The sequence below is a fragment of the Bradyrhizobium sp. UFLA05-108 genome, from assembly GCF_059803455.1.
The window spans coordinates 1-21,733 of sequence record NZ_JBANAZ010000109.1; the positions used below are offsets into that span (position 1 = coordinate 1).

The 21,733-nt window shown below is 64.7% G+C and carries 19 protein-coding genes; 13 read left to right on the forward strand and 6 right to left on the reverse strand.

Features of this window, described 5'->3' with window-relative positions; translation table 11 throughout:
• Nucleotides 1-19: 19 nt before the first annotated feature.
• The 3 genes from SO140_RS42875 (at nucleotide 20) to SO140_RS42885 (ending at nucleotide 3,444) form a co-directional block, all read left to right on the forward strand.
• Nucleotides 20-529: an OsmC family protein gene (locus SO140_RS42875; RefSeq protein ID WP_449382617.1), complete on the forward strand. Its 510-nt coding sequence runs from the start codon at nucleotides 20-22 to the stop codon at nucleotides 527-529.
• Between the two features lie 172 nt (nucleotides 530-701).
• The gene (locus SO140_RS42880; RefSeq protein WP_449382616.1) at nucleotides 702-1,496 is read left to right on the forward strand and encodes a hypothetical protein; all 795 of its coding nucleotides are present in this window, start codon (nucleotides 702-704) and stop codon (nucleotides 1,494-1,496) included.
• A 271-nt stretch (nucleotides 1,497-1,767) separates the two neighbouring features.
• Entirely contained in the window at nucleotides 1,768-3,444 is a 1,677-nt protein-coding gene (locus tag SO140_RS42885) for a methyl-accepting chemotaxis protein (protein WP_449382615.1), read from the forward strand.
• A gap of 146 nt (nucleotides 3,445-3,590) precedes the next feature.
• On the opposite strand, the gene mutS is transcribed toward SO140_RS42885, so the two are convergent.
• Nucleotides 3,591-6,329, reverse strand: a complete 2,739-nt coding sequence (mutS, locus tag SO140_RS42890) for a DNA mismatch repair protein MutS (protein WP_449382614.1) — start codon at nucleotides 6,327-6,329, stop codon at nucleotides 3,591-3,593.
• A gap of 216 nt (nucleotides 6,330-6,545) precedes the next feature.
• On the opposite strand from mutS, the gene pcaF reads away from it, so the two are divergent.
• The 5 genes from pcaF (at nucleotide 6,546) to SO140_RS42915 (ending at nucleotide 11,379) form a co-directional block, all read left to right on the forward strand.
• On the forward strand, nucleotides 6,546-7,754 hold the full coding sequence (pcaF, locus tag SO140_RS42895) for a 3-oxoadipyl-CoA thiolase (RefSeq protein ID WP_449382613.1): 1,209 nt from the start codon (nucleotides 6,546-6,548) through the stop codon (nucleotides 7,752-7,754).
• A 150-nt stretch (nucleotides 7,755-7,904) separates the two neighbouring features.
• Nucleotides 7,905-8,798 carry a dioxygenase family protein gene (locus SO140_RS42900; protein ID WP_449382612.1) on the forward strand — a complete coding sequence of 298 codons (894 nt, stop codon included), beginning with the start codon at nucleotides 7,905-7,907 and terminating at the stop codon, nucleotides 8,796-8,798.
• Nucleotides 8,799-8,924: 126 nt separating this feature from the next.
• Nucleotides 8,925-9,626 (forward strand): protocatechuate 3,4-dioxygenase subunit beta, encoded by a 702-nt coding sequence (pcaH, locus tag SO140_RS42905; RefSeq protein ID WP_449382611.1) that lies wholly within the window; start codon nucleotides 8,925-8,927, stop codon nucleotides 9,624-9,626.
• Nucleotides 9,627-10,229 (forward strand): protocatechuate 3,4-dioxygenase subunit alpha, encoded by a 603-nt coding sequence (gene pcaG / locus SO140_RS42910; protein ID WP_449382610.1) that lies wholly within the window; start codon nucleotides 9,627-9,629, stop codon nucleotides 10,227-10,229.
• 85 nt (nucleotides 10,230-10,314) lie between these two features.
• The gene (locus SO140_RS42915) at nucleotides 10,315-11,379 is read left to right on the forward strand and encodes a phosphotransferase (protein WP_449382609.1); all 1,065 of its coding nucleotides are present in this window, start codon (nucleotides 10,315-10,317) and stop codon (nucleotides 11,377-11,379) included.
• Nucleotides 11,380-11,514: 135 nt separating this feature from the next.
• On the opposite strand, the gene SO140_RS42920 is transcribed toward SO140_RS42915, so the two are convergent.
• The 3 genes from SO140_RS42920 to SO140_RS42930 are packed head-to-tail and all read right to left on the reverse strand — an operon-like array spanning nucleotide 11,515 to nucleotide 14,721.
• Nucleotides 11,515-13,071: an MDR family MFS transporter gene (locus SO140_RS42920; protein WP_449382608.1), complete on the reverse strand. Its 1,557-nt coding sequence runs from the start codon at nucleotides 13,069-13,071 to the stop codon at nucleotides 11,515-11,517.
• A 5-nt stretch (nucleotides 13,072-13,076) separates the two neighbouring features.
• Complete coding sequence (locus tag SO140_RS42925) at nucleotides 13,077-14,246, reverse strand: HlyD family secretion protein (protein ID WP_449382607.1); 1,170 nt, start codon at nucleotides 14,244-14,246, stop codon at nucleotides 13,077-13,079.
• Nucleotides 14,239-14,721 carry a MarR family winged helix-turn-helix transcriptional regulator gene (locus SO140_RS42930; RefSeq protein WP_449382606.1) on the reverse strand — a complete coding sequence of 161 codons (483 nt, stop codon included), beginning with the start codon at nucleotides 14,719-14,721 and terminating at the stop codon, nucleotides 14,239-14,241. The genes SO140_RS42925 and SO140_RS42930 overlap by 8 nt, the downstream gene beginning before the upstream one ends.
• A gap of 157 nt (nucleotides 14,722-14,878) precedes the next feature.
• Here SO140_RS42930 and SO140_RS42935 point away from each other — a divergent pair, with 157 nt between their 5' ends.
• The 5 genes from SO140_RS42935 to SO140_RS42955 all read left to right on the forward strand — a co-directional run bounded on the left by SO140_RS42935 (nucleotide 14,879) and on the right by SO140_RS42955 (nucleotide 19,524).
• On the forward strand, nucleotides 14,879-15,370 hold the full coding sequence (locus SO140_RS42935) for a Fur family transcriptional regulator (RefSeq protein WP_449382605.1): 492 nt from the start codon (nucleotides 14,879-14,881) through the stop codon (nucleotides 15,368-15,370).
• Nucleotides 15,371-15,402: 32 nt separating this feature from the next.
• Nucleotides 15,403-16,356 carry a DMT family transporter gene (locus tag SO140_RS42940; protein ID WP_449382604.1) on the forward strand — a complete coding sequence of 318 codons (954 nt, stop codon included), beginning with the start codon at nucleotides 15,403-15,405 and terminating at the stop codon, nucleotides 16,354-16,356.
• Nucleotides 16,357-16,368: 12 nt separating this feature from the next.
• The gene (gene ispG / locus SO140_RS42945) at nucleotides 16,369-17,652 is read left to right on the forward strand and encodes a flavodoxin-dependent (E)-4-hydroxy-3-methylbut-2-enyl-diphosphate synthase (RefSeq protein WP_027524016.1); all 1,284 of its coding nucleotides are present in this window, start codon (nucleotides 16,369-16,371) and stop codon (nucleotides 17,650-17,652) included.
• A 150-nt stretch (nucleotides 17,653-17,802) separates the two neighbouring features.
• The gene (locus tag SO140_RS42950; protein WP_449382603.1) at nucleotides 17,803-18,699 is read left to right on the forward strand and encodes a TauD/TfdA dioxygenase family protein; all 897 of its coding nucleotides are present in this window, start codon (nucleotides 17,803-17,805) and stop codon (nucleotides 18,697-18,699) included.
• A gap of 75 nt (nucleotides 18,700-18,774) precedes the next feature.
• On the forward strand, nucleotides 18,775-19,524 hold the full coding sequence (locus SO140_RS42955) for an N-acetylmuramoyl-L-alanine amidase (protein WP_449382636.1): 750 nt from the start codon (nucleotides 18,775-18,777) through the stop codon (nucleotides 19,522-19,524).
• Between the two features lie 235 nt (nucleotides 19,525-19,759).
• Here SO140_RS42955 and SO140_RS42960 read toward each other — a convergent pair whose 3' ends face one another.
• Nucleotides 19,760-21,367 carry a Na+/H+ antiporter gene (locus SO140_RS42960; RefSeq protein ID WP_449382602.1) on the reverse strand — a complete coding sequence of 536 codons (1,608 nt, stop codon included), beginning with the start codon at nucleotides 21,365-21,367 and terminating at the stop codon, nucleotides 19,760-19,762.
• A 48-nt stretch (nucleotides 21,368-21,415) separates the two neighbouring features.
• The coding region (locus SO140_RS42965) for a serine hydrolase (RefSeq protein WP_498544026.1) at nucleotides 21,416-21,733 on the reverse strand (318 nt) is incomplete at its 5' end.

Sequence of the window (21,733 nt, forward strand, 5' to 3'; positions counted from 1 at the left end):
CTTCCGGGAGAGAACAAAAATGGATGCCGCAGAACTTCGCCAGATGCAGGCCCCGATCAAGGAACGCTACAAGACTGATCCGAAGGCGGCGCTGATCACGCTAAAGGCCAAGGGCTCGACCGACAACGGTGGCATCGCCTGCAAGGTCGAGACCGGTCGCGCGCTCGCCATCGCCGGCCTCCATCCGGCGACGGGCGGCTCCGGGCTGGAGCTTTGCTCGGGCGACATGCTGCTCGAGGCGCTGGTTGCCTGCGCCGGCGTCACGCTGAAATCGGTCGCGACCGCGATTGATGTGCCCTTGAAGACCGGCAACGTTTACGCCGAGGGTGATCTCGATTTCCGCGGCACGCTCGGCGTCGACAAGGAGACCCCGGTCGGCTTCGCCGAGATCCGCCTGCGCTTTGAGGTCGACACCGACGCACCCCAAGACAAGCTCGATCTGCTGCTGAAACTCACCGAGCGCTATTGCGTGGTCTACCAGACCATCAAGAACGGCCCGAAGGTTTCGGTGTCGATGCAGAGGATGTAGCTGCCCACCTCTCACGGAGGGAGAGGTCGCGCCGAAAGCGCGGGTGAGGGGCAGCGCTCTCTCGTGGGACCTGAAGCCCTCCCCCGATTTGCTACGCAAATCGACCTCTCCCTACGGCAGGGGTGAAAGCGCCCGCGGATAAATCGATCCAACAATAATCAACCCGCGCCAAATGCCTCCCGAACTCACCTTCATACTCTTCCTCCTCTTGCGCATGGCGATCGCTGCGGCGTTTGTCGTGACGGCGTCAATCATTACCGAGCGCTCCGGTCCGGTGATCGGCGCGCTGGTCGCGACGCTGCCGATCTCGGCCGGCCCTTCCTATGTCTTTCTCGCACTCGATCACGATGCCGCCTTCATCGCGCAGGGTGCGCTGGCGAGCCTTCCCGTCAACGCCGCGACGATCTTCCTCGGGCTCACCTATGTCGTGCTCGCGCAGCGGCACAGCTTTCTGGTGAGTGTCGGAAGCGCAGTTGCGGTCTGGATCGTGCTTGCGTCCATCATCCGCATGTTCGACTGGACCCTGACTGCGGGGCTTGCCGCCAACCTGTTCGCGTTCGGCATCTGCATTCCACTTCTCGCGCAATACCGCCATGTGAAGATGCCGCTGGTTACGCGCCGCTGGTACGACATCCCCTTCCGCGCCGCGCTGGTCGCAACGCTGGTTGCGATCGTGGTTTCGACCTCTGGCTGGGTCGGACCGCGCGTCAGCGGCGTCATCGCGCTCTATCCGATCGTTTTCACCAGCATGATGGTGATCCTGCATCCGCGCATCGGCGGCCCGCCGACCGCAGCGGTGATCGCGAACTCTGCCTGGGGCTTGCTCGGATTCGGCGCGGCGATCGCAGTGATGCACGTTGTGGTGGTGCGATTCGACTCGGCGATCGGCTTGAGCCTTGCGCTTGCAACCTGCGTGACCTGGAATCTTACGCTGTGGTGGAACGCGCGCAGGAAAGTGACGCATTAAAGAGCAAGCAGCAGCTTCGCTGCCTGTTTTCGATACGATCATTAATTTAATCTTTGGGCCTTGTACGTAATAGTACCCTTCTTGTCGTCCCTGCGTTGGGCGGAGACGACATCAAAGCGTGCTTGCGTTTTCATGTTCGCGTCAGCGGGCGCGCCGCAATTTAGCAGTCCAGTATGAGCGATCGGTCCGCCGAAAGCTCAAAGTGCCATTAAGGGCGCGCGCATGTGTTCGCGCCCAACGAGGACCTATGCCTTAATCTGGAGAAATTACGATGTTTGGTCGCAAGTCCATTGGAAATGCCCAGGCGCAGCTCGACGCCATCAGCCATTCGCAGGCCGTGATCGAGTTCAGGCCGGACGGGACGATCATCGCGGCCAACAAGAACTTCCTCGACGCGCTCGGTTACCGGCTGGACGAGATCCAGGGCAAGCACCATTCCATGTTCGTGCCGGCCGACCATCGCGATAGCGCCGCCTACAGGACGTTCTGGGAACGGCTCCGCCGCGGCGAGTTCCAGGCGGCCGAGTTCAAGCGGATCGCCAAGGGCGGCCGCGAGATCTGGATCGAAGCGTCCTACAATCCGGTGCTCGGCGATGACGGCAAGCCGGTCAAGATCGTCAAGATCGCGACCGACATCACCGCCAAGAAGATCCACAGCATGGCGGATGCGTCGAAGATCTCCGCCATCGGCCGCGCGCAGGCCGTCATCGAGTTCCGCCTCGATGGCAGCATCGTCACGGCCAACGAGAATTTCTGCAATGCGCTTGGCTATTCGCTCGGCGAGATCCAGGGCAAGCATCACAGCCTGTTCGTGCCGCAGGCCGAGCGCGACGGCGCGGCCTATCGCGAATTCTGGGCCGCACTCAACCGCGGAGAATACCGTTCGGGCGAGTTCAAGCGTATCGGCAAGGGCGGCCGCGAGGTCTGGATCCTCGCCTCCTACAATCCGCTGCTCGACGAGGCCGGCAGGCCATTTGGCGTCGTCAAGTTCGCAACCGACGTCACCGCCGAGAAGCTGAAGAACGTCGACATTGCCGGCCAGATCGCAGCGATCGACAAGGCACAGGCTGTGATCGAGTTCAACATGGACGGCACGATCATCACAGCCAACCGTAACTTCCTCGCCACGCTCGGCTACGCGCTCGCCGAGGTCAAGGGCAAGCACCACAGCATGTTTGTCGACCCGTCGGAGCGCGACGGCGCCGCCTATCGCGAGTTCTGGGCCGCGCTCAACCGCGGCCAGTACCAGGCGGCTGAATACAGGCGCATCGGCAAGGGCGGCAGGGAGGTCTACATCCAGGCCTCCTACAATCCGATCCTCGATCTCAACGGCAAGCCGTTCAAGGTGGTGAAATATGCGACCGATACCACCAAGCAGGTGCTGGTCCGCATGGGCAATGAACGCGTCCGCGGCATGATGGAATCGGTTGCCGCCGGATCCGAGGAGCTCAACGCCTCGGTGCGGGAGATTTCGGAAGCGATGACCAAATCGCGCGAGACCGCATTGGGCGCGGTGGAACAGGTCGCCTCCGCCGACGCGCAGGCCCAGCGTCTGACCGAAGCCGCGCAGGCGATGAGCGGCATCGTCGAGATGATCAACAGCATCACCGGGCAGATCAACCTGCTCGCGCTCAATGCCACCATCGAATCGGCGCGCGCGGGTGAAGCCGGCCGCGGCTTCGCAGTGGTCGCCTCCGAGGTGAAGAGCCTTGCCAACCAAGCCAAGCAGGCGACCGACAAGATCGGCCAGGAGATCGGCAGCCTCAACGGCATCTCCGGCGATGTCGTCAGCGCGCTCTCGTCGATCAAGCAGGCGATCAACAACGTCAGCGAATACGTGACTTCGACCGCAGCAGCCATCGAGGAGCAGAGCACGGTGACGAACGAGATGTCGACCAGCATGCAGCGCGCCGCCGCCGAAGCCGCCGCGATCGCGGCGAGGGCGTAGCCAAGCGCTCGGAAGTGTAGGGTAGGCAAAGCGACTTTTCCGCCGCAGCTCGAAGAGCGAAGGCGGAAGCGTGCCCACCGCTGATGTCGAGGTTGCGGAGAGATGGTGGGCACGGCGCTTCGCGCCTTTGCCCACCCTACGCACCTTCACTGCTTCGGCAGCTTGGCCTTCAGCGAATAGAGCGCATCCAGCGCCTCGCGCGGCGTCATCTCGTCGGGGTGCAGCGCCTTTAGCGCTTCTACGAGCAGCTCGGCCTCACTCGGCGGTGCTGCGTCCGCGGCGGCGCGTGAGGGCACCGCGAACAGCGGGAGATCATCGACCAGCGCACGCGCGGTCTGGCCGCGGTCTTGTGCTTCGAGTTTCGCCAGCACGGATTTGGCGCGCGTGATCACGGCCGGCGGCAGGCCGGCGAGCTTTGCGACCTGGATGCCGTAGGAGCGGTCGGCCGAGCCCGGCAGCACCTCATGCAGGAACACGACGTTGCCCTGCCACTCCTTGACCCGGACCGTGGCGTTGAACATCCGCGGCAGCTTTGCTGAAAGTGCAGTGAGCTCGTGGTAGTGCGTGGCGAACAGCGTGCGGCAGCGGTTGCTCTCGTGCAGATGCTCGATCGCGGCCCAGGCGATCGAGAGGCCGTCGAAGGTCGCGGTGCCGCGGCCGATTTCATCCAGGATCACGAGCGAGCGCTCGCCGGCCTGATTGAGGATCGCCGCGGTCTCGACCATTTCCACCATGAAGGTCGAGCGGCCGCGCGCGAGATCGTCGGCGGCGCCGACGCGCGAGAATAGCCGGTCGATGATGCCGATCCGCGCGCGCGAGGCCGGCACGAAGCTGCCGATCTGCGCCATCAAAGCAATCAGCGCGTTCTGGCGCAGGAAGGTCGACTTGCCGGCCATGTTGGGGCCGGTGAGCAGCCAGAGCTGGCCGGATTTCTGTGCTGGCGCCGGCGACAGGTCGCAGGCATTGGCAATGAACGGCTCGCCATTGCGCTTCAAGGCCTGCTCGACCACCGGATGGCGCCCGGCTTCGATGGCAAAGCCCAAGGAGCCGTCGACCTCGGGCCGCACATAGTTCTCGTCGACCGCGAGCTTTGCCAGCGAGGTCGCGACATCGAGCAGCGCGAAGCCATGCGCCGCGGCGCGCAGATCCTCGCTGATATCAAGCGCCTTGGCGCAGAGCCGCTCGAAGATTTCCAGCTCGAGCCCGAGCGCGCGGTCGCCGGCATTGGCGATCTTGGCCTCGATCTCCCCGAGCTCGGATGTGGTGAAGCGCACCTGTCCAGCCAGTGTCTGGCGGTGGATGAAGGTCGCGTTCAGCGGCGCTGACATCAGCTTGTCGCCATGCTGCGCGGTCACCTCGACGAAATAGCCGAGCACGTTGTTGTGCCGGATCTTCAGGCCCTTCACAGAGGTCGCGTCGGCGTAGCGCGCCTGCATCGAGGCGACTACCAGGCGCGAGGCGTCGCGCAGGTTTCTCGCCTCGTCGAGCGCGGGCTCATAACCTTCGCGGACGAAACCACCGTCGCGCTTGATCAGCGGCAATTGCTCGGCGAGCGCGGCCGCAAACTCCGCCGCGAGCTCGCGCGAGGGCCGCTGCAATGCTGCCATCACCGCGGCGATTTCCTGCGGCGGCTGGACGATTTCATTGAGCCGTGCCAGCGCCTGGTCGGCCGCCAAAATGCCGTCGCGGATCCCGGCGAGATCGCGCGGTCCGCCGCGGCCAACCGAGAGCCGCGCCAGCGCGCGCGACATGTCGGGCGCACCGCGCAAAATGCTGCGGATGTCCTCGCGCGCGGCGGAGTCCGCGACGAAGGCGCTGACCGCATCGAGCCGCCGCGCGATGCCTGCTGCGTCCGTCAGCGGTGCCGCGAGGCGCTGTGCGAGCAGGCGCGAGCCCGCCGATGTCACCGTGCAGTCGATCGCGTCGAGCAGCGAGCCGCGGCGTTCGCCGGCCAGCGTCCGCGTCAGCTCGAGATTGGCGCGAGTGGCCGGATCGATCGCCATGGTCGCGCCGGAGGCCTCGCGCGCGGGTGGTGACAGCGGTGGATGTTTTCCGACCTGGGTGCGGTCGACATAGGTGACGGCGGCGGCCGCGGCCGTGGCCTCGAGCCGCGTGAGCTGTGCGAGCCCGTCCATGGTCGCAACCGCAAAATAATCACATAGGCGTTTCTCGGCGGTGGCGCCGTCGAAGACGTCGCGGGTCAGCGGCGTCACCGCCGGCAACTCGCGCAAGACCGGTCCCAGTTCGTTGTCGCTGTAGAGCGCGTCGGTGACAACAGCCTCGTTCGGATTGATGCGCGCCAGCGTTGCGGCTAGCTCCCCGCCTGCGCATTCCGTCACCATGAACTCGGCGGTCGAAATATCGATCCAGGCGAGACCAAAGCGATCGCCGCCCGAGGAGGAGCGGGCGCGCGCGATCGCCAGCAGATAATTGTTGGCGCGCGCATCGAGCAGCGTGTCCTCGGTCAGCGTGCCCGGCGTGACCAGCCGCACCACACCGCGGCGTACGACGCTCTTGTTGCCGCGCGCCTTGGCGGCGGCGGGATCTTCGGTCTGCTCGCACACCGCGACCCGGTGGCCGGCGCTGATCAAGCGGTGCAGATAATCCTCGGAGCGCTCGACCGGCACGCCGCACATCGGAATATCGGCGCCCTGATGCTTGCCGCGCTTGGTCAGCACGATGCCGAGCGTCTTGGAGGCGATCTCGGCGTCCTCGAAGAACAATTCGTAGAAATCGCCCATCCTGTAGAACAGCAGCAGGCCCTGATGTGCCGCCTTGATCTCCAGATACTGTTCCATCATCGGCGTGACACGGGCAGCAGCTTCTGCTTGCGGCGCGGGCGCGGATTCAGGTTCTGGTGCGGGAATGGGCTGTTGCATCGTCATGGGCGGCGCAACCTACAAAATTTCGTCCCGTGGTCCTATCGCTTTGGCCGGGGGAGGCGGGTTTTCCACGCTGTCCGCAGCGCGGCATGCGTTGCCGGCGTCAGCCCCCTGCGAATCGCGCGCGAAACCGTCAATTGACCTGCCGCGGGCGCCCTCCTAAAACTCCGCCGTCATTGAAGAATTTTGGCCGGACCGCGGCACTCAGGGAGAACAACGATGCGTGATGTGTTTATCTGCGATGCCGTCCGGACCCCGATCGGCCGTTTCGGCGGCTCGCTCGCCAAGGTGCGCGCCGATGATCTCGCCGCCGCCCCGATCAAGGCGCTGATGGCCAAGCACCCCAAGCTCGACTGGTCGCAGGTGGACGAAGTGTTCTTCGGCTGCGCCAACCAGGCCGGCGAAGACAACCGCAACGTGGCGCGCATGGCGCTGCTGCTCGCAGGGCTCCCGGATTCGGTTCCCGGCCAGACGCTGAACCGCCTCTGCGCCTCCGGCCTCGACGCGGTCGGTGCGGCGGGCCGCGCCATCCGCTCCGGCGAGATCGAATTCGCAATTGCCGGTGGCGTCGAATCCATGACCCGCGCGCCCTTCGTGATGGGCAAGGCGCAGGAAGCCTTCTCGCGCTCGGCGGAGATCTTTGACACCACCATCGGCTGGCGCTTCATCAATCCGCTGCTCAAGGCGCAATACGGCGTCGACGCCATGCCGGAGACCGGCGAGAACGTCGCCGAGGAATTCCAGGTCTCGCGCGCCGATCAGGACGCTTTCGCCATCCGCTCGCAGCAGCGCGCGGGTGCGGCGATCGCCGCCGGCTATTTCGCCGAGGAGATCACGCCGATCACGATTCCCGGCGGCAAGGCCGGCCCCATCACCGTCGACAAGGACGAGCATCCGCGGCCCGAGACGACTCGCGAGGGTCTCGCCAAGCTGAAGCCGATCGTGCGCAATCCCGGTACGGTGACGGCCGGCAACGCCTCCGGCGTCAATGACGGCGCCGCAGCGATGATCCTCGCGTCCGAAGCGGCCGTGAAGAAGCATGGCCTCACGCCGCGCGCGCGCATCCTCGGCCTCGCTTCGGCCGGCGTGCCGCCGCGCATCATGGGCATTGGCCCCGTGCCGGCGACCCGCAAGCTGATGGAGCGTCTGGGCAAGAAGATCAGCGATTTCGACCTGATCGAGCTCAACGAAGCCTTCGCCTCTCAAGGCATCGCCTGCCTGCGCCAGCTTGGCGTCGCCGACGATGCCGACTTCGTCAATCCGCATGGCGGCGCGATCGCGCTCGGCCATCCCCTCGGCATGAGCGGCGCGCGCCTTGCGCTTACCGCCGTGCACGGCATGGAGAAGCGCGGCGGCAAGCTCGCGCTCGCCACCATGTGTGTCGGCGTCGGCCAGGGCGTCGCGGTCGCGATCGAGAAACTGAACTGACGAAAGGCGCAGCGTCTCGGCATCCCGGGGCGGGTGCCAAAGATTCGTCATGCCCGGGCTTGTCCCGGGCATCCACGCTCTTGGTGCCGGGAGAAGGTCGTGGATAGCCGGGAGAAGCCCGGCCATGACGCCAAGTGAGAGGGCCGTGCCATGATCATCGAGCGCGAACAGGACGTCACGGCCGCCGCTCTGGCGGTGATGGAGCGGACGTCCGATCCGCGGATGCGGCAGATCATGATCTCGCTAGTCAAGCATCTGCATGGCTTCGTCCGTGACGTTCGACTAACCGAGAAGGAGTTTCGCGACGCTACGGCGATCATCGCGGAACTCGGCAAGCTGACCACAGACACGCACAACGAAGTCGTGCTGATGGCCGGCTCGCTTGGCGTCTCGCCCCTGGTGTGCCTGCTCAACAATGGCGATCAGGGCAACACCGAAACCGACCAGTCGCTGCTCGGACCGTTCTGGCGCTTGAACTCGCCGCGGGTGGAGAATGGCGGATCGATCGTCCGCTCCGAGACGCCGGGTGCGCCGCTGTTCGTCAGCGGCCGCGTCGTCGACAGGAAAGGCCGCCCCGTCGCCGGCGCAGAAGTCGATGTCTGGCACGCCTCGCCGGTTGGCCTCTACGAGAACCAGGATCCGGAGCAGGCGGACATGAACCTGCGCGGCAAGTTCACGACCGACCAGGACGGACGCTTCTCGTTCCGCTCGATGATGATGGTCGGTTACCCCATTCCGACCAACGGCGTGGTCGGCCGCCTCCTGAAGGCGCAGGGTCGGCACCCCTACCGTCCCGCGCATCTGCACGCCCTAATCTTCAAGCCCGGATTCAAGGTGCTGATCTCGCAGGTCTACGACCCCACGGATCCGCACATCGACAGCGACGTGCAGTTCGGCGTGACTCAAGCGCTGATTGGCAAGTTCCAGCGCCATGATGCGTCGCATCCGACTGAGCGCGACGTCGCGACGCCCTGGTATTCACTCGACCACACCTACCGGCTCGAGGCCGGTGAGGCCGTGCTGCCGCGTCCGCCGATCAAATAGTGCGCCCATATGTCAGCTGCCGGCGTAGGAGGATCGCCAAACCGCTTCCCCCAATTAGTTATATCCTATAATGATTGGCGGAAGCGTTGACCGGCCGGACTAAAATGGCCGGGGAGGAGTTTGGCCATGACATTCATCTATCCCGTCGACAGCAACAAGGCGCATCCCTTGCCGCTGTCGCCCGACTACAAGAGTTCGATCAAGCGGGCGCCGCACAAGCCCCTGATCCCGATGCGCCACACGCTCGCGGAGCTGACCGGCCCGGTCTACGGCCACGAAACCGTCCGCGAGGGCGACAACGATCTCACCCGCATGCACAAGGGCGAGCCGCTCGGCGAGCGCATCATCGTGCACGGCCATGTGCTCGACGAGGATGGCCGCGGCGTACCCAATTCGCTGGTCGAGATCTGGCAGGCCAATGCCTGCGGCCGCTACGTGCATGTGCGTGACCAGCATCCTGCGCCGCTCGATCCGAACTTCACCGGCGCCGGCCGCACCCAGAGCGATGCGTCGGGCTACTACCGCTTCGTCACCATCAAGCCCGGCGCCTACCCCTGGGGCAATCATCACAATGCCTGGCGGCCCGCGCACATCCATCTCTCGGTGTTTGGCCATTCTTTCGTCACGCGCCTGGTGACGCAGATGTATTTCCCCGGCGATCCCCTGTTCCCGTTCGATCCGATCTTCAACTCGGTGCCGGACGAGAAGGCGCGCATGCGGATGGTCTCATCCTTCGATCTCGAGAACACCAAGCCCGAATGGGCGCTGTGCTATCGCTTTGACGTCGTGCTGCGCGGCAAGAACGCCACGCCAATGGAGAACACTTAAGTGCAGGATTCTGTGAAGCCCAACGGGATCACGCCATCGCAAACCGTCGGTCCGTTCTTCAAATACGGCCTGACGCCGACCGGCGACTATGAGTGGAACGACGCGTTCACCAACTCGACGCTTACGCCCGACGTCACCGGCGACCGCCTCCGCATCGAGGGCAAGGTGTTCGACGGCGACGGCGTCGCCGTGCCGGACTGCATGCTGGAGATCTGGCAGGCGGATGCGCAGGGACGGTTTGCCGACCCGCAGGACAAGCGCGCCCTGCCGAACGCCAGCTTCCGCGGCTTCGCTCGCTGCGGCACCGACAAGGACGGCAACTATTCCTTCGATACGATCAAGCCGGGCGTGGTGCCCGATCCTGACGGCAAGCCGCAGGCGCCGCATCTCCTGGTCGCGGTGTTCGCGCGCGGCATGCTCAGGCATCTCTACACCCGCATCTATTTCAGCGACGATGCTGACCTCGCCAACGATCCCGTGCTGGCGCTGGTGCCCGCCGATCGCCGCGCGACGCTGATTGCGAAGCGCGATGCGGCCAAGCCGGTCTATCGCCTCGACCTGCGGCTCCAGGGCGGCGAGGAGACGGTGTTCTTCGACGTGTGAGATCGGAGCGCCGCTTTTCCGACGGCGCGGCTGGCGCTTCCCCGTGTGATCGTGCAGGATGAGCGCGGCACACGGGGCGCGCTTCATGACAACTCCACAACTACCGGCGGTCGCTGACGCCGCGTATCTCACCGCCGCGCTGCGCAAGGCCGGCGCGCTGGACCGCGGCGCGGTGCGCGAGGTCAAGGTCCTGTCATCGCGCGACACGATCCTGTCGCATATCACGCGCCTTGGTCTGCGCTATGTCGGCGAGTCCAATGGCGCGCCGCAGTCCCTGATCCTGAAGACGGCCCACGCGTCGTTCGCCAAGTCGCTGCCGAATGCCGGCCGGCGCGAAGTGGCCTTTTACACGCAGCTTGCACCCAGGATGCCCTTGCGGCTCGTGCCGCGCTGCTTCGACGGACATTTCGACGAGGAGAGCCTTGCCTGGCATCTGACACTGGAAGATTTGACTGACAGCCACGAGATCGCGACGGCGTGGCCGTTGCCGCCATCACACGGACAGGCGATGGGCATCGTCACCACGCTCGCACGCATGCACGCAGCGTGGTGGGATCACCCAAGTCTCGGCGAGACGGTTGGCGTCTGGATGAGCGCCGCCGAGACGACAAATCTGCTGGAGACGTTCACCGGTCATTACGACCGCTTTGCCGACATGCTCGGCGATCGCCTCGGTGAGGAGCGGCGCGATCTCTTCCATCGCTTGCTCGCGCAATGGGACCGGCTGTTCCAGCGCTACCATTCGCGCCGCCACGTGACCATCATCCACGGCGATGCCCACACCTGGAATTTCCTGCTGCCGCGCGCCGCCGTCGCCGATACCGTGCGCATCTTCGACTTCGACCAATGGCGCATCAACGTGCCGACCGGCGACCTCGCCTACATGATGGCGTTGCAATGGTATCCCGAGACCCGGCGGGCGCTCGAACGGCCGCTGCTGGACAGCTACTACGGCACGTTGATCGCGCACGGCGTAACCGGCTACAGCCGCGAGGCGCTTGATCGCGACTATCGCCAGTCGGTGCTCTGGCACATCACCAACCCGGTCTGGCAATGGAGCGTCAACATCCCGCCGGTGATCTGGTGGAACAACCTCCAGCGGGTGCTGCTCGCCGTCGACGAGCTCGGCTGCGAGGAGTTTTTGGAGTGATTTGCTCGTGTCCCGGGCGCGGTGCAGCGCGTAGCGATGCGCCGCAGAACCGTGACCTATGTTGCCACTCGGCCTGGGCCCCGGCTCAGCAGCGCATCACTGCGTGCTGCGCTGCGTCCGGGGCACGAGCGGCCCCTACTCCATCACCGCATGCTCCGGCCCGGCCGCCTGCTTGCGCAGTGCGGCCTTGGTTGAGCCGATCATCAGGGCCAGCGGGATGGTGCAGAGGATGAAGATCATCACGAGCTGGTAGTCGTGCGCGAAGGCGATGATCTGCGCCTGGATGGCGACGATCTTGTCGGCCATGGCGCGGCCGGCGTCGGTGGAAAGGTTGATCATGCCGGCGACATCAGGCATCTGAAGCGCGTGGTTGAACGGGTTGATGTGCTCGGAGAGGATCGCATAGGTCTTGCGCGAGCCCTGGGTCAGCTCGGCGATGACGATGGAGATGCCGACCGAGCTTGCGACGTTGCGGAGCAGCGTCAGCATCGAGGTGCCGTCGGTGCGCAGGTCATTGGGCAGCGTCAGGAACGACACGGTGGAGAGCGGCACGAACACGAGGCCGAAGCCAAAACCCTGAAAGATGCTGACCGTGATGATCTCGAGCGCCTGGGTCTGGTCGGTCCATCCGGTCATCTGGAACAGCGAGCCGGCGGTCAGCGTGAGCCCGGCAATGATCAGCGTGCGCGCCTCGAAATAGCGCATCATGCGCCCGACCGCCATCATGGCGAGGAAGGTGCCGAAGCCGCGCGTTGCGAGCAGTTCGCCCGCGGTGATGATGGGATAGCCGATGACGTTTTGTAAGTAAGGCGAGGCCAGCGCCATGGTCGAGTACAGCACGAGCCCCATCACCGTCATGAAGATGCAGCCGGTGAGGAAGTTGCGGTCTTTGAACAGCGCGAAGCGGATGAACGGCCGCGAGGTCGTGAAGGAGTGGGCGAAGAAATAATAGAAAGCGACGGCCGAGACGACGAACTCGGTCACGATCTCGGCCGACTCGAACCAGTCGAGCTGCTCGCCGCGGTCGAGCGCGAGCTGGAGCGCGCCGATGGCGACGGCCAGCGCCGTGAAGCCGAACCAGTCGAATTTGAGGCTGAGATCCTTCTTGGTCTCGTCCATGAAGACCATCAGGCCGAGCACGGTGATAGCGCCGAACGGCAAATTGACGAAGAAGACCCAATGCCAGGAATAGGTCTCGGTCAGCCAGGCCCCGAGCGAGGGACCCATGATCGGGCCCATCATCACGCCCATGCCCCAGATCGACATCGCTTTGGCGCGTTCCTGGAGCGTGTAGGAATCCAGCATCACCGCCTGCGACAGCGGCACCAGCGCGGCGCCGAATACGCCCTGAAGCAGGCGGAACAGCACCATCTGGTTGATGTCCTGCGCGAGCCCGCACAGCACGGAGGCGAGCGTGAAGCCGGCCGAGCAGATGATGAAGATGCGCTTGCGGCCGTAGCGGTTGGCGATCCAGCCGACTGGGGCGGTCATGATCGCGGCGGCGACGATATAGGAGGTCAGGACCCAGTTGATCTGGTCCTGTGAGGCCGACAGCGTGCCCTGCATGTAGGGCAAGGCGACGTTGGCGATCGTCGTGTCCAGCGCCTGCATGATGGTCGCGGTCATGGCGCAGATCGTCACCATGTTCCGGCGCAGGCCGGGGACCATCGCTGTACTGGCGGAACCGGACATCGACGTCAGTCTTCCTTGTCCTGGTTGGCGTTCGCCGACAGGCCGAACAGGCCGGCGAGCGAGCGCTGATGGCCGGTGTCGATGGTGGCATAGACACTCATGCCGGCCTTCAGCTTCTTCACGAACTTGTCGCTGTCGTCGAAATAGATCCGCACCGGTACGCGCTGCACGACCTTGACGAAATTGCCGGTAGCGTTCTGCGGCGGCAGGATCGCGAACTGCGCGCCGGTGCCCGGCGACAGCGAGCCGATCTTGCCCTTGAACACATGGTTGGGGAACGCATCGACCTCGAGCGTGACTGATTGCCCGACTGCGACATGGGTGAGGTCGCTCTCCTTCGGATTGGCATCGACCCAGGGATGCGCGATGTCGACGATGGAGAACACCGGCGTGCCGGCGGCGACGAAGCGGCCGAGCTGGATCTGGTCGACTTGCGTCGCCACGCCGCTCATCGGCGCGCGCAGCACGGCATGGTCGAGATTGCGCTGGGCGTCATCCAGCTTGGCCTTGGCCTGCACATAGGGCGGGAACTCTTCCAGCGGCAGGTCGGGATTGCCGAGCAGCTGCGTCTTCGCATTGGAGAGCTGCTGCTTGACGAACTGCGCCTGCGCGCCGGCCGTGACCAATGCGTTCGAGGCGTTGTCGAGGTCGAGCTGGGAGCCATAATTGTTCTTCACCAGCGCCTGCTTGCGCTCGACGTCGCGCTGCTTCAGATCCATGCCCTGCTGGGCGAGATCGAGCATCTGGCCGTAGATTTTGACGTTGGCGACGAGGTTGTCGTAGGTGGTCCTGGCTTGCGCGAGCTGCGCTTTGGCCTCCTGCACCGCAAGACGGAACGGGACCGGATCGATCTCGAACAGCTCATCGCCCTGCTTGACGAGCTGGCCTTCCTTCACGACGACCTTGTCAATCTTGCCGGAGATGTCGGGCGTCACCAAAACCTTCTGTGCGCCGACATAGGCATCATCGGTGCCGACGTAGCGGCCGCCATGCAGATAGAAGGTGATGCCGCCGATCGCGGCCGCCGTGGGCAGCACCACCATCAGGAGGAAGCGACGATAGCGGCGCAGGCCGGCCAGCAGCCGGCGACGCGGCTCGGCCGCGACCTTCTTGGTTGGCTTGCCGCTCTGGCCGCCCTTCTGCTCGGGGACGAATTTCAGGACCTGATCAGCCATAGCGCTGCTCCCTGCGCGCTTGTTCCGCTCCGCTGGTCTGGATGGCGTTGCGCACGTTTTCCTTGATTGTTTCGAGTTGGGTGAGGAGACGGTGGGCGTCCGCCGGGTTGATGCCGTCGAGCGCATTGGCCGTGAGTTCGGACTTCAGGCCGCTCATCCTGCCGAGCAGCGAGCGGCCGGCCTTCTTCAGATAGAGGCGGTTGACGCGGCGGTCGGAAGCGTCGCTGCGACGCTCGATCCAGTCATTGTCGCAGAGCTTGTCGATCAGCCGCGTCAGGGTGATCGGCTGCATCTCCAGCAGCTCGGCAAGCTCGGACTGCTTCATGCCCTCGCTGCGCTCGACCTTGGCCAGCACCGCCCATTGCGCGCGGGTGATGCCGTAGCGGGATGCCTCCTTGTCGGCATAGACCCGCAACAGGCGATACAGTTCGCCGAGCGTGAACAGGAAGTTCTGATCAACCGACGTGCGGCTCATAAGCTTGGTCTCCAATAAGCTTGGCATATAATAAGCAAGCTTATGATTATTTCATGGCAACGTAACGCGGCGCTGCTCCGCCGGAAAAGCATGGCTGGCAGCCATTCGAGACCGCGCTCTTTGGGTTCCCGTTCCGGAAATGCTAAAGGTCTGCGCCATGAGCCTTGCAAAGCCGGCCTTTCCCGCGCCTGACCACGATCACGGCCGCTGCACCGCGGATGCCTTGACGCATGCGGAAGCCGTTTGCGAGCAGCGCGCGCAGAAATTCACGCCGATCCGCCGCGAGGTGCTCAAGGCGCTGCTCTCCAGCCATCGACCGCTCGGCGCCTATGAGGTGATCGACGAGCTGGCCAAATCGATGCCGCGGCCGGCGCCGATCACGGTCTATCGTGCGCTCGAGTTCCTGATGGCCAATAGCCTTGTGCACCGGATCGAGAGTCGCAATGCCTATCTCGCCTGCGCTCACGACCATGACGCGACCTCGGCGGTCGCGTTCCTGATCTGCGAGCGCTGTGGCCTCGTCGGCGAGATTCCGGCGGCATCCGTCGCACAGGGTCTCAACCAGGCTGCCCGCGCCTCCGGTTTTGCCCCCAAACTGTCTGTGGTCGAGATCACGGGCACCTGCACCCATTGTCAGAAAGCTTCTTGATAACAACGGCGCCAAGCCGGTCCCGGGAAGACATGTCGATAGAACCAACAAGCACGTCCGCCGGCCGCCCCTTGAGCGGCGGCGCCATCGCCCTGATGCTCATGCTGTGCCTGACCTGGGGGTTCAACCAGATCGCGGTGAAGCTGGTCATCCCGGATATCCCGCCAGTGCTCCAGGCGACCATCCGCTCGATGGGCGCGCTACCGGTGGTGTTCATCATCGGCACCTTGCGCGGCGCAAAATTCTTCGAGCGCGACGGCACGCTGGCCGCAGGCCTCATCGCCGGGTTGATGTTCGGCGCCGAGTTCGTGCTGATCTATGAAGGCCTGCGCTTCACCCCGGCTTCCCGCGCCGTGGTTTTCCTCTACACCGCGCCGTTCTTCGTTGCGCTCGGCTCCTACCAGGTGCTGGGCGAGCGGCTCAGTGGTACGCAGTGGCTCGGGCTCGCCGTCAGCTTTGCCGGAGTGGCGCTTGCGATCGGCGTGCCGCAGCCCAACGTGGATTCACAGGTCCTGCTCGGCGACCTCATGATCGTCGGCGGCGCCGCGCTATGGGCCGGAACAACCCTGGTCGCCAAGTCGACACGGCTGCGCTTCGCCCCGCCGGAGAAGGCTATCGGTTACCAGGTCGCGGTGTCGATCCCGATTCTGGGCCTGGCCGCGTATCTCCTGGGCGAGACCATTCCCCATGCCCCGGGCCCGCTCTCGATCACGCTGATGGTGTTCCAGGCGGTCTGGGTGGTCGGAACCACGTTCACGCTTTGGTTCGCGCTGGTGAAGACCTATTCGGCCAGCAAATTGTCGGCTTTTACCTTCATCACCCCTTTGTTTGGCGTCGTCGCTAGCTATTTCATCCTGCATGACACCCTCAGCCTCACGTTCGGGGCAGCTGCTATCCTTGTAATTGCTGGGCTTTTTCTAGTTAACCGTCCCAGCCGAGACGCTGTGGCCCCGCGCGATGCATTGCTGAATGTCACCAAAACCTGATATTTGGACCCCATGAACAAGCCCGAAAACACCATCGATTCCGACATCGCGGGGCCCGCGCCGCGCCACAACACCACTCAGGTCAAGGTCGGCGACGTCGCCGTCGGCGGCGGCGCGCCGATCGTCGTGCAGTCGATGACCAACACCGACACGGCCGATATCGACGGCACCATCGCCCAGGTCGCAGCGCTGTCGCGCGCCGGTTCCGAGATGGTCCGCATCACCGTGGACCGCGAGGAGGCCGCCGCCGCCGTTCCGCACATCCGCGACGGCCTGCGCAAGCGCGGCATCACGACGCCCCTGATCGGCGACTTCCACTATATCGGCCACAAGCTGCTCGCCGACTATCCGGCCTGCGCGGAAGCGCTCGACAAGTACCGCATCAATCCCGGCAATGTCGGCTTCAAGGACAAGCGCGACACCCAGTTCGCCGACATCATCGAGATCGCCAACAAGCACGACAAGCCGGTGCGCATCGGCGCCAATTGGGGCTCGCTCGACCAGGAGCTCCTGTCCAAGCTGATGGACGAGAACGCGGCCTCGGCCAATCCGCGCGATGCCCGCGCCGTGATGCGCGAAGCCATGGTGCAGTCCGCGCTGCTCTCGGCGGCGCGCGCCGAAGAGCTCGGCATGCCCAAGAACCGCATCATCCTGTCGGCCAAGGTGTCGGCGGTGCAGGATCTGATCGCGGTCTATGAGGTCCTGGCGAGCCGTTCCGACTATGCCATCCATCTCGGCCTCACCGAGGCCGGCATGGGCACCAAGGGCATCGTCGCCTCGTCCGCTGCGCTCGGCATCCTGCTGCAGCAGGGCATCGGCGACACCATCCGCATCTCCCTGACGCCGGAGCCGGGCGGCGACCGCACCCGTGAGGTGCAGGTTGCACAGGAGCTCTTACAGACCATGGGCTTTCGCACCTTCGTGCCGCTGGTTGCGGCGTGCCCGGGTTGCGGCCGCACCACCTCGACCACGTTCCAGGAGCTGGCGCGCTCGATCCAGGATTTCATCCGCGACGAGATGCCGACCTGGAAGACCAAGTACCCCGGTGTCGAAGAGCTCAACGTCGCGGTCATGGGCTGCATCGTCAACGGCCCCGGCGAATCCAAGCATGCCAATATCGGCATCTCCTTGCCCGGCACCGGCGAAGCGCCGGCCGCCCCCGTCTTCGTCGACGGCAAGAAGTTCCGCACATTGCGCGGCCCCGGCATCGCCGCCGACTTCAAGGCGCTTGTGATCGACTACATCGACCAGCGTTACGGACAGGGCGCCAAGGTGCCGGAGACTGCGGCGGAGTAATCTTGCTCCGCTGTTTGTGGCGCGTATCTAGCCCGGATGGAGCGCAGCGAAATCCGGGGCCTCTCGCAAGCTGACACACTGCTCCCGGATTGCGCTTCGCTCCATCCGGGCTACGATGCCCTCAATCAACAATGATTGGGAGCAACACCCATGAGTTCGCTTACTGGCAAGCAGGGTCCGCGCTATCGCCACATGGCCGATGAAGGCGCGCCTTATGAGACCATCGCCGTCGAAAAACTCACGCCGATCATCGGCGCGGAAATATCAGGCGTCGACATCGGCAAGCTCATGTCCGACGATGCGCGCTCCAACCGGCAGATGGACGAGATCCATCGTGCATTGGCCGAAAACCTCGTCATCTTCTTCCGCGACCAACACATTACCCCAAAGCAGCATCTCGCCTTCGGCCGCAAGTTCGGCGAGCTGCATTTTCATCCCGCCGCGCCGCATGAGGACGAAGACCCGGCACTGATGAAGATCTATGCCGACAAGAACTCGCCGCGCGCCAATGGCGAGGGTTGGCATTCCGACGTGTCCTGCGATCTCGAGCCGCCGATGGGCTCGATCCTCTACATCAAGCAATGTCCGCCGCGCGGCGGCGACACGCTGTTCGCCAACATGTATGCAGCCTATGAGGCGCTGTCGGACCGCATGAAGGCCTATCTCGACGGCCTCACTGCGCTGCATGACGGCGAGCCGATCTATCGCGGGCTCTATGCGAACTACGGCGTTGCCGACAAGCAAACCTATCCGCATGCCGAGCACCCGGTTGTGCGCACGCATCCGGTGACGGGCAAGAAGGCCCTCTACGTCAACCGCGGCTTCACCCGCTCCATCAACGGCATTCCCCGCGACGAGAGCGACGCGATGCTCGCCTATCTCTACCAGCACGCCGAGAACCCGCTGTTCCAGTGCCGATTCCGCTGGACCGAGAACGCCATCGCCTTCTGGGACAACCGCTGCACCCAGCATCGCGCGATGTGGGACTACTGGCCCCACACGCGGTCGGGAACGCGCGTGACGGTGAGGGGCGAGCGGCCGGTGTAGCGCTTGCCGTTCGTGAGGGCCATCATTGCAGCGGTCGTTGCGTTGCTTCTTCCGCTGTTGCGCGCGCCGGTCGATATGAGCCATGCCGCGTCGGCGCGGAAGATCGTACGGGCGAAGCCTACGCCCAATCCCAAGCCAGCGCCCGAAAAATGCGAGCCGGCCAAATTCCGCATCGTCGTGGACGTCGGTCACACCGCCGAATCGCTCGGCGCGGACAGCGCGCGCAACGACCCCGAGTTCGCGTTCAACTTACGGCTTGCCAGGCTCATCGCGGAGAGACTGAAGTCGGAAGGTTTTGCCACGACGCGTCTGCTCGTGACGGACGGCAGGGCGAGGCCGAGCCTCTTCAAGCGCGTCAACGTCGCCAACGACTGGCGCGCCGATCTCTTCCTGTCGATTCACCATGACGCCGTGCCGGACAAATTTCTGGAGGAATGGGAGTTCGAAGGCGCAAGAAGCCATTTCAGTGACCGCTTTTCCGGCCATTCGCTGTTCGTCTCGCGGCAGAACCCGCGATACGCTGCGAGCCTGGCGTTCGCCCGCCTTCTCGGCAGGGAGTTGAAGGCCCAGGACCTGACGTACGCGCACCAGTACACCCTGCCGCTGATGGGGCGCTATCGCCACGAGTTGCTGGACAAGGATGTCGGCGTCTATCGCTTTGATCAGCTCGTCGTGCTCTCACGCACGAGAAGCGCCGCGGTGCTGCTGGAGGCCGGTTCCATCATCAATCGCGACGAGGAAATGGCGATGAACTCGCCGGAGCGGCAGCAGACGATTGCAGCGGCTGTGGTGGCGGCGACGAAGCAATTTTGCGAGCGGCGGTAGATTGCTCGCAATGACGAGATGGTGGGAACTGCTTGCCACACTCTCAGCCGTCATCGCCCGACTTGATCGGGCGATCCAGTACTCCGAGAGGTCCGTTATGAATCGATGAGCTGCGGCGCACTGGATTCCCCGCTTTCGCGGGGAATGACAGCGTTGACGCTGAAGCGCGTCCCGCCACAGCTAATCCCTCAGATATGGGTGGCGGCCTTGTCCGGGACGACAACGGAGATTGTCGCTACAGCGGCACCCGCTGAAACTCCCGGTTCGCGAGACTCGCTTCCTCGAGATCGAGATCGCGCTCGATCCGCCGCCTTGCTTCGTCGGTGATTTTGCCCTCGCGCAAGAGCTCGTGGATGAACCTGCGCTCTGCGGTGATCAGCTTACGCGTCAGCGTGGTGCCGGCGGCCGAGACGTCATCGCGGCTCGGGTCTAGCGACTCGGGAAGCTGGCTGGCGCGGATTTCGTGCCGGGCGCGCAGCAGGTGCACCACCTCGTCGGACAGCTCCTTCTCTTCGGCGAGCGTATCGAGCGACCTCAGGGCTGCATCGAGCGCCTGGCGCCGTGCGGCGATCTCGGCCTCATGCTCGGCGACGTGTTCGGAGCGGCCGGCTTCGGCCACGCCGAGCCATCGCACCACCTTGGGCAGGCCGAGGCCGACGCCGACCAGCGTGACGAAGATGACGCCGAAGGCGACGAACAGGATCAGGTCGCGATAGGGAAAGGCCTCGCCGCCCGGCAGCACGAAGGGCAGCGCCAGCGCGGCGGCGAGCGACACCGCACCGCGCACGCCGGTGAAGGCCAGCGTGAACACCCATTGCCAGGGCGGCGAGGGATCGCGCCGGCGCAGGCTCGGGCTCAATATCCGTGGCAGGTAGGTCGCGGGATAGAGCCAGGCAAAGCGCGCGATGACCACGATGGCCACGACCACGCCGGTCGCGATCAGGATCTCGTCGAGCGGAAACGCCTTCGACTGCTCGTAGAGTGCGCGCATCTGGAAGCCGGTGAGCAGGAACAGGATGCCCTCGATCAGGTAGATCACGAGATCCCAGAAGAAGATGCCCTGCAGGCGCGTCGCCGAGGAAATCCACAACGGTCCGTTCCAGCTCACATAGAGCCCGCAGGCGACGGTGGCGATCACGCCGCTTCCGCCGACATGCTCGGGCAGCCAGTAGGCGAGGTAGGGCGTGATCAGCGACAGCGTGATCTCGACCTGCGGGTCGCGGGCCCATTTGCGGGCGCGCAGGGAGAGCCAGCCGACCCCGATGCCGTAGGCGACCTCGCCGGCAATGATGAGGACAAACTCGCCGGTCGCAAGCGGCAACGAGAAGCTACCGGTCATGATCGCGGCGAGCGCGAAGCGATAGAGGATCAGCGCGGTGGCATCGTTGGCAAGCCCTTCGCCTTCGAGCACGACCAGGATGCGGCGCGGCATGTGCAGCTTGCGCGCGATCGCGAGCGGCGCCACCACGTCGGGCGGCGCGACGATGGCACCTAACAGAAAGCCGGTGGTCCAGGGCATGCCGATCAGGAAATGCGCGGCGGTTGCCACCATCGCCGCGGTGAAGATCACGCAGCCGACCGCGAGCAGCACGATCGGGCGCAAGTTCATTTTGAACTCGCGCCAGCTCATCGCGACGCTCGCCGAATAGATCAGCGGCGGCAACACCAGCAGCAGTACGAGTTCCGGCGGCAGCTCGACCCGCGGCATGCCCGGCACGAAAGCCAGACCCACACCGGCCAGCATCAACAGGATGGCGGGTGCGATGTTGAGGCGCCGCGCCACCAGCGCGGTGCCTGCGAGCACGCCGAGCAGGATGAGAAAGATCTGAAACCGCGCTTCCACCATTCTTTCACTTGGCCTGGAAGCACGCGCGAGGTCAATGCAGCCGGATCATCCCAGACGTTCAGTGACCATTCGCCCGATGGCGGCGAACACCGTATCGATCTGCGCGGCGTTCGGCGTGCCGCCCTGGGTGTACGCCGCAATCACGACGGGGGTATCGGGCTTCGGCCAGGCCACCACGATGTCGCCGGAAGCGTCCTTGCCGTTGTTGCCGGTCTTGTCGCCAATCCTCCAGGTTCCCGGCAAGCCGGCGCGCAGCCGTTTTGCACCGGTCTTGCAGTTCACCATCCAGTCGGTGAGCTCTGCGCGCGAGGCTGCGGACAGGGCTTCGCCCAGCACGAGACGGCGGAAATTGCCGGCCATGGC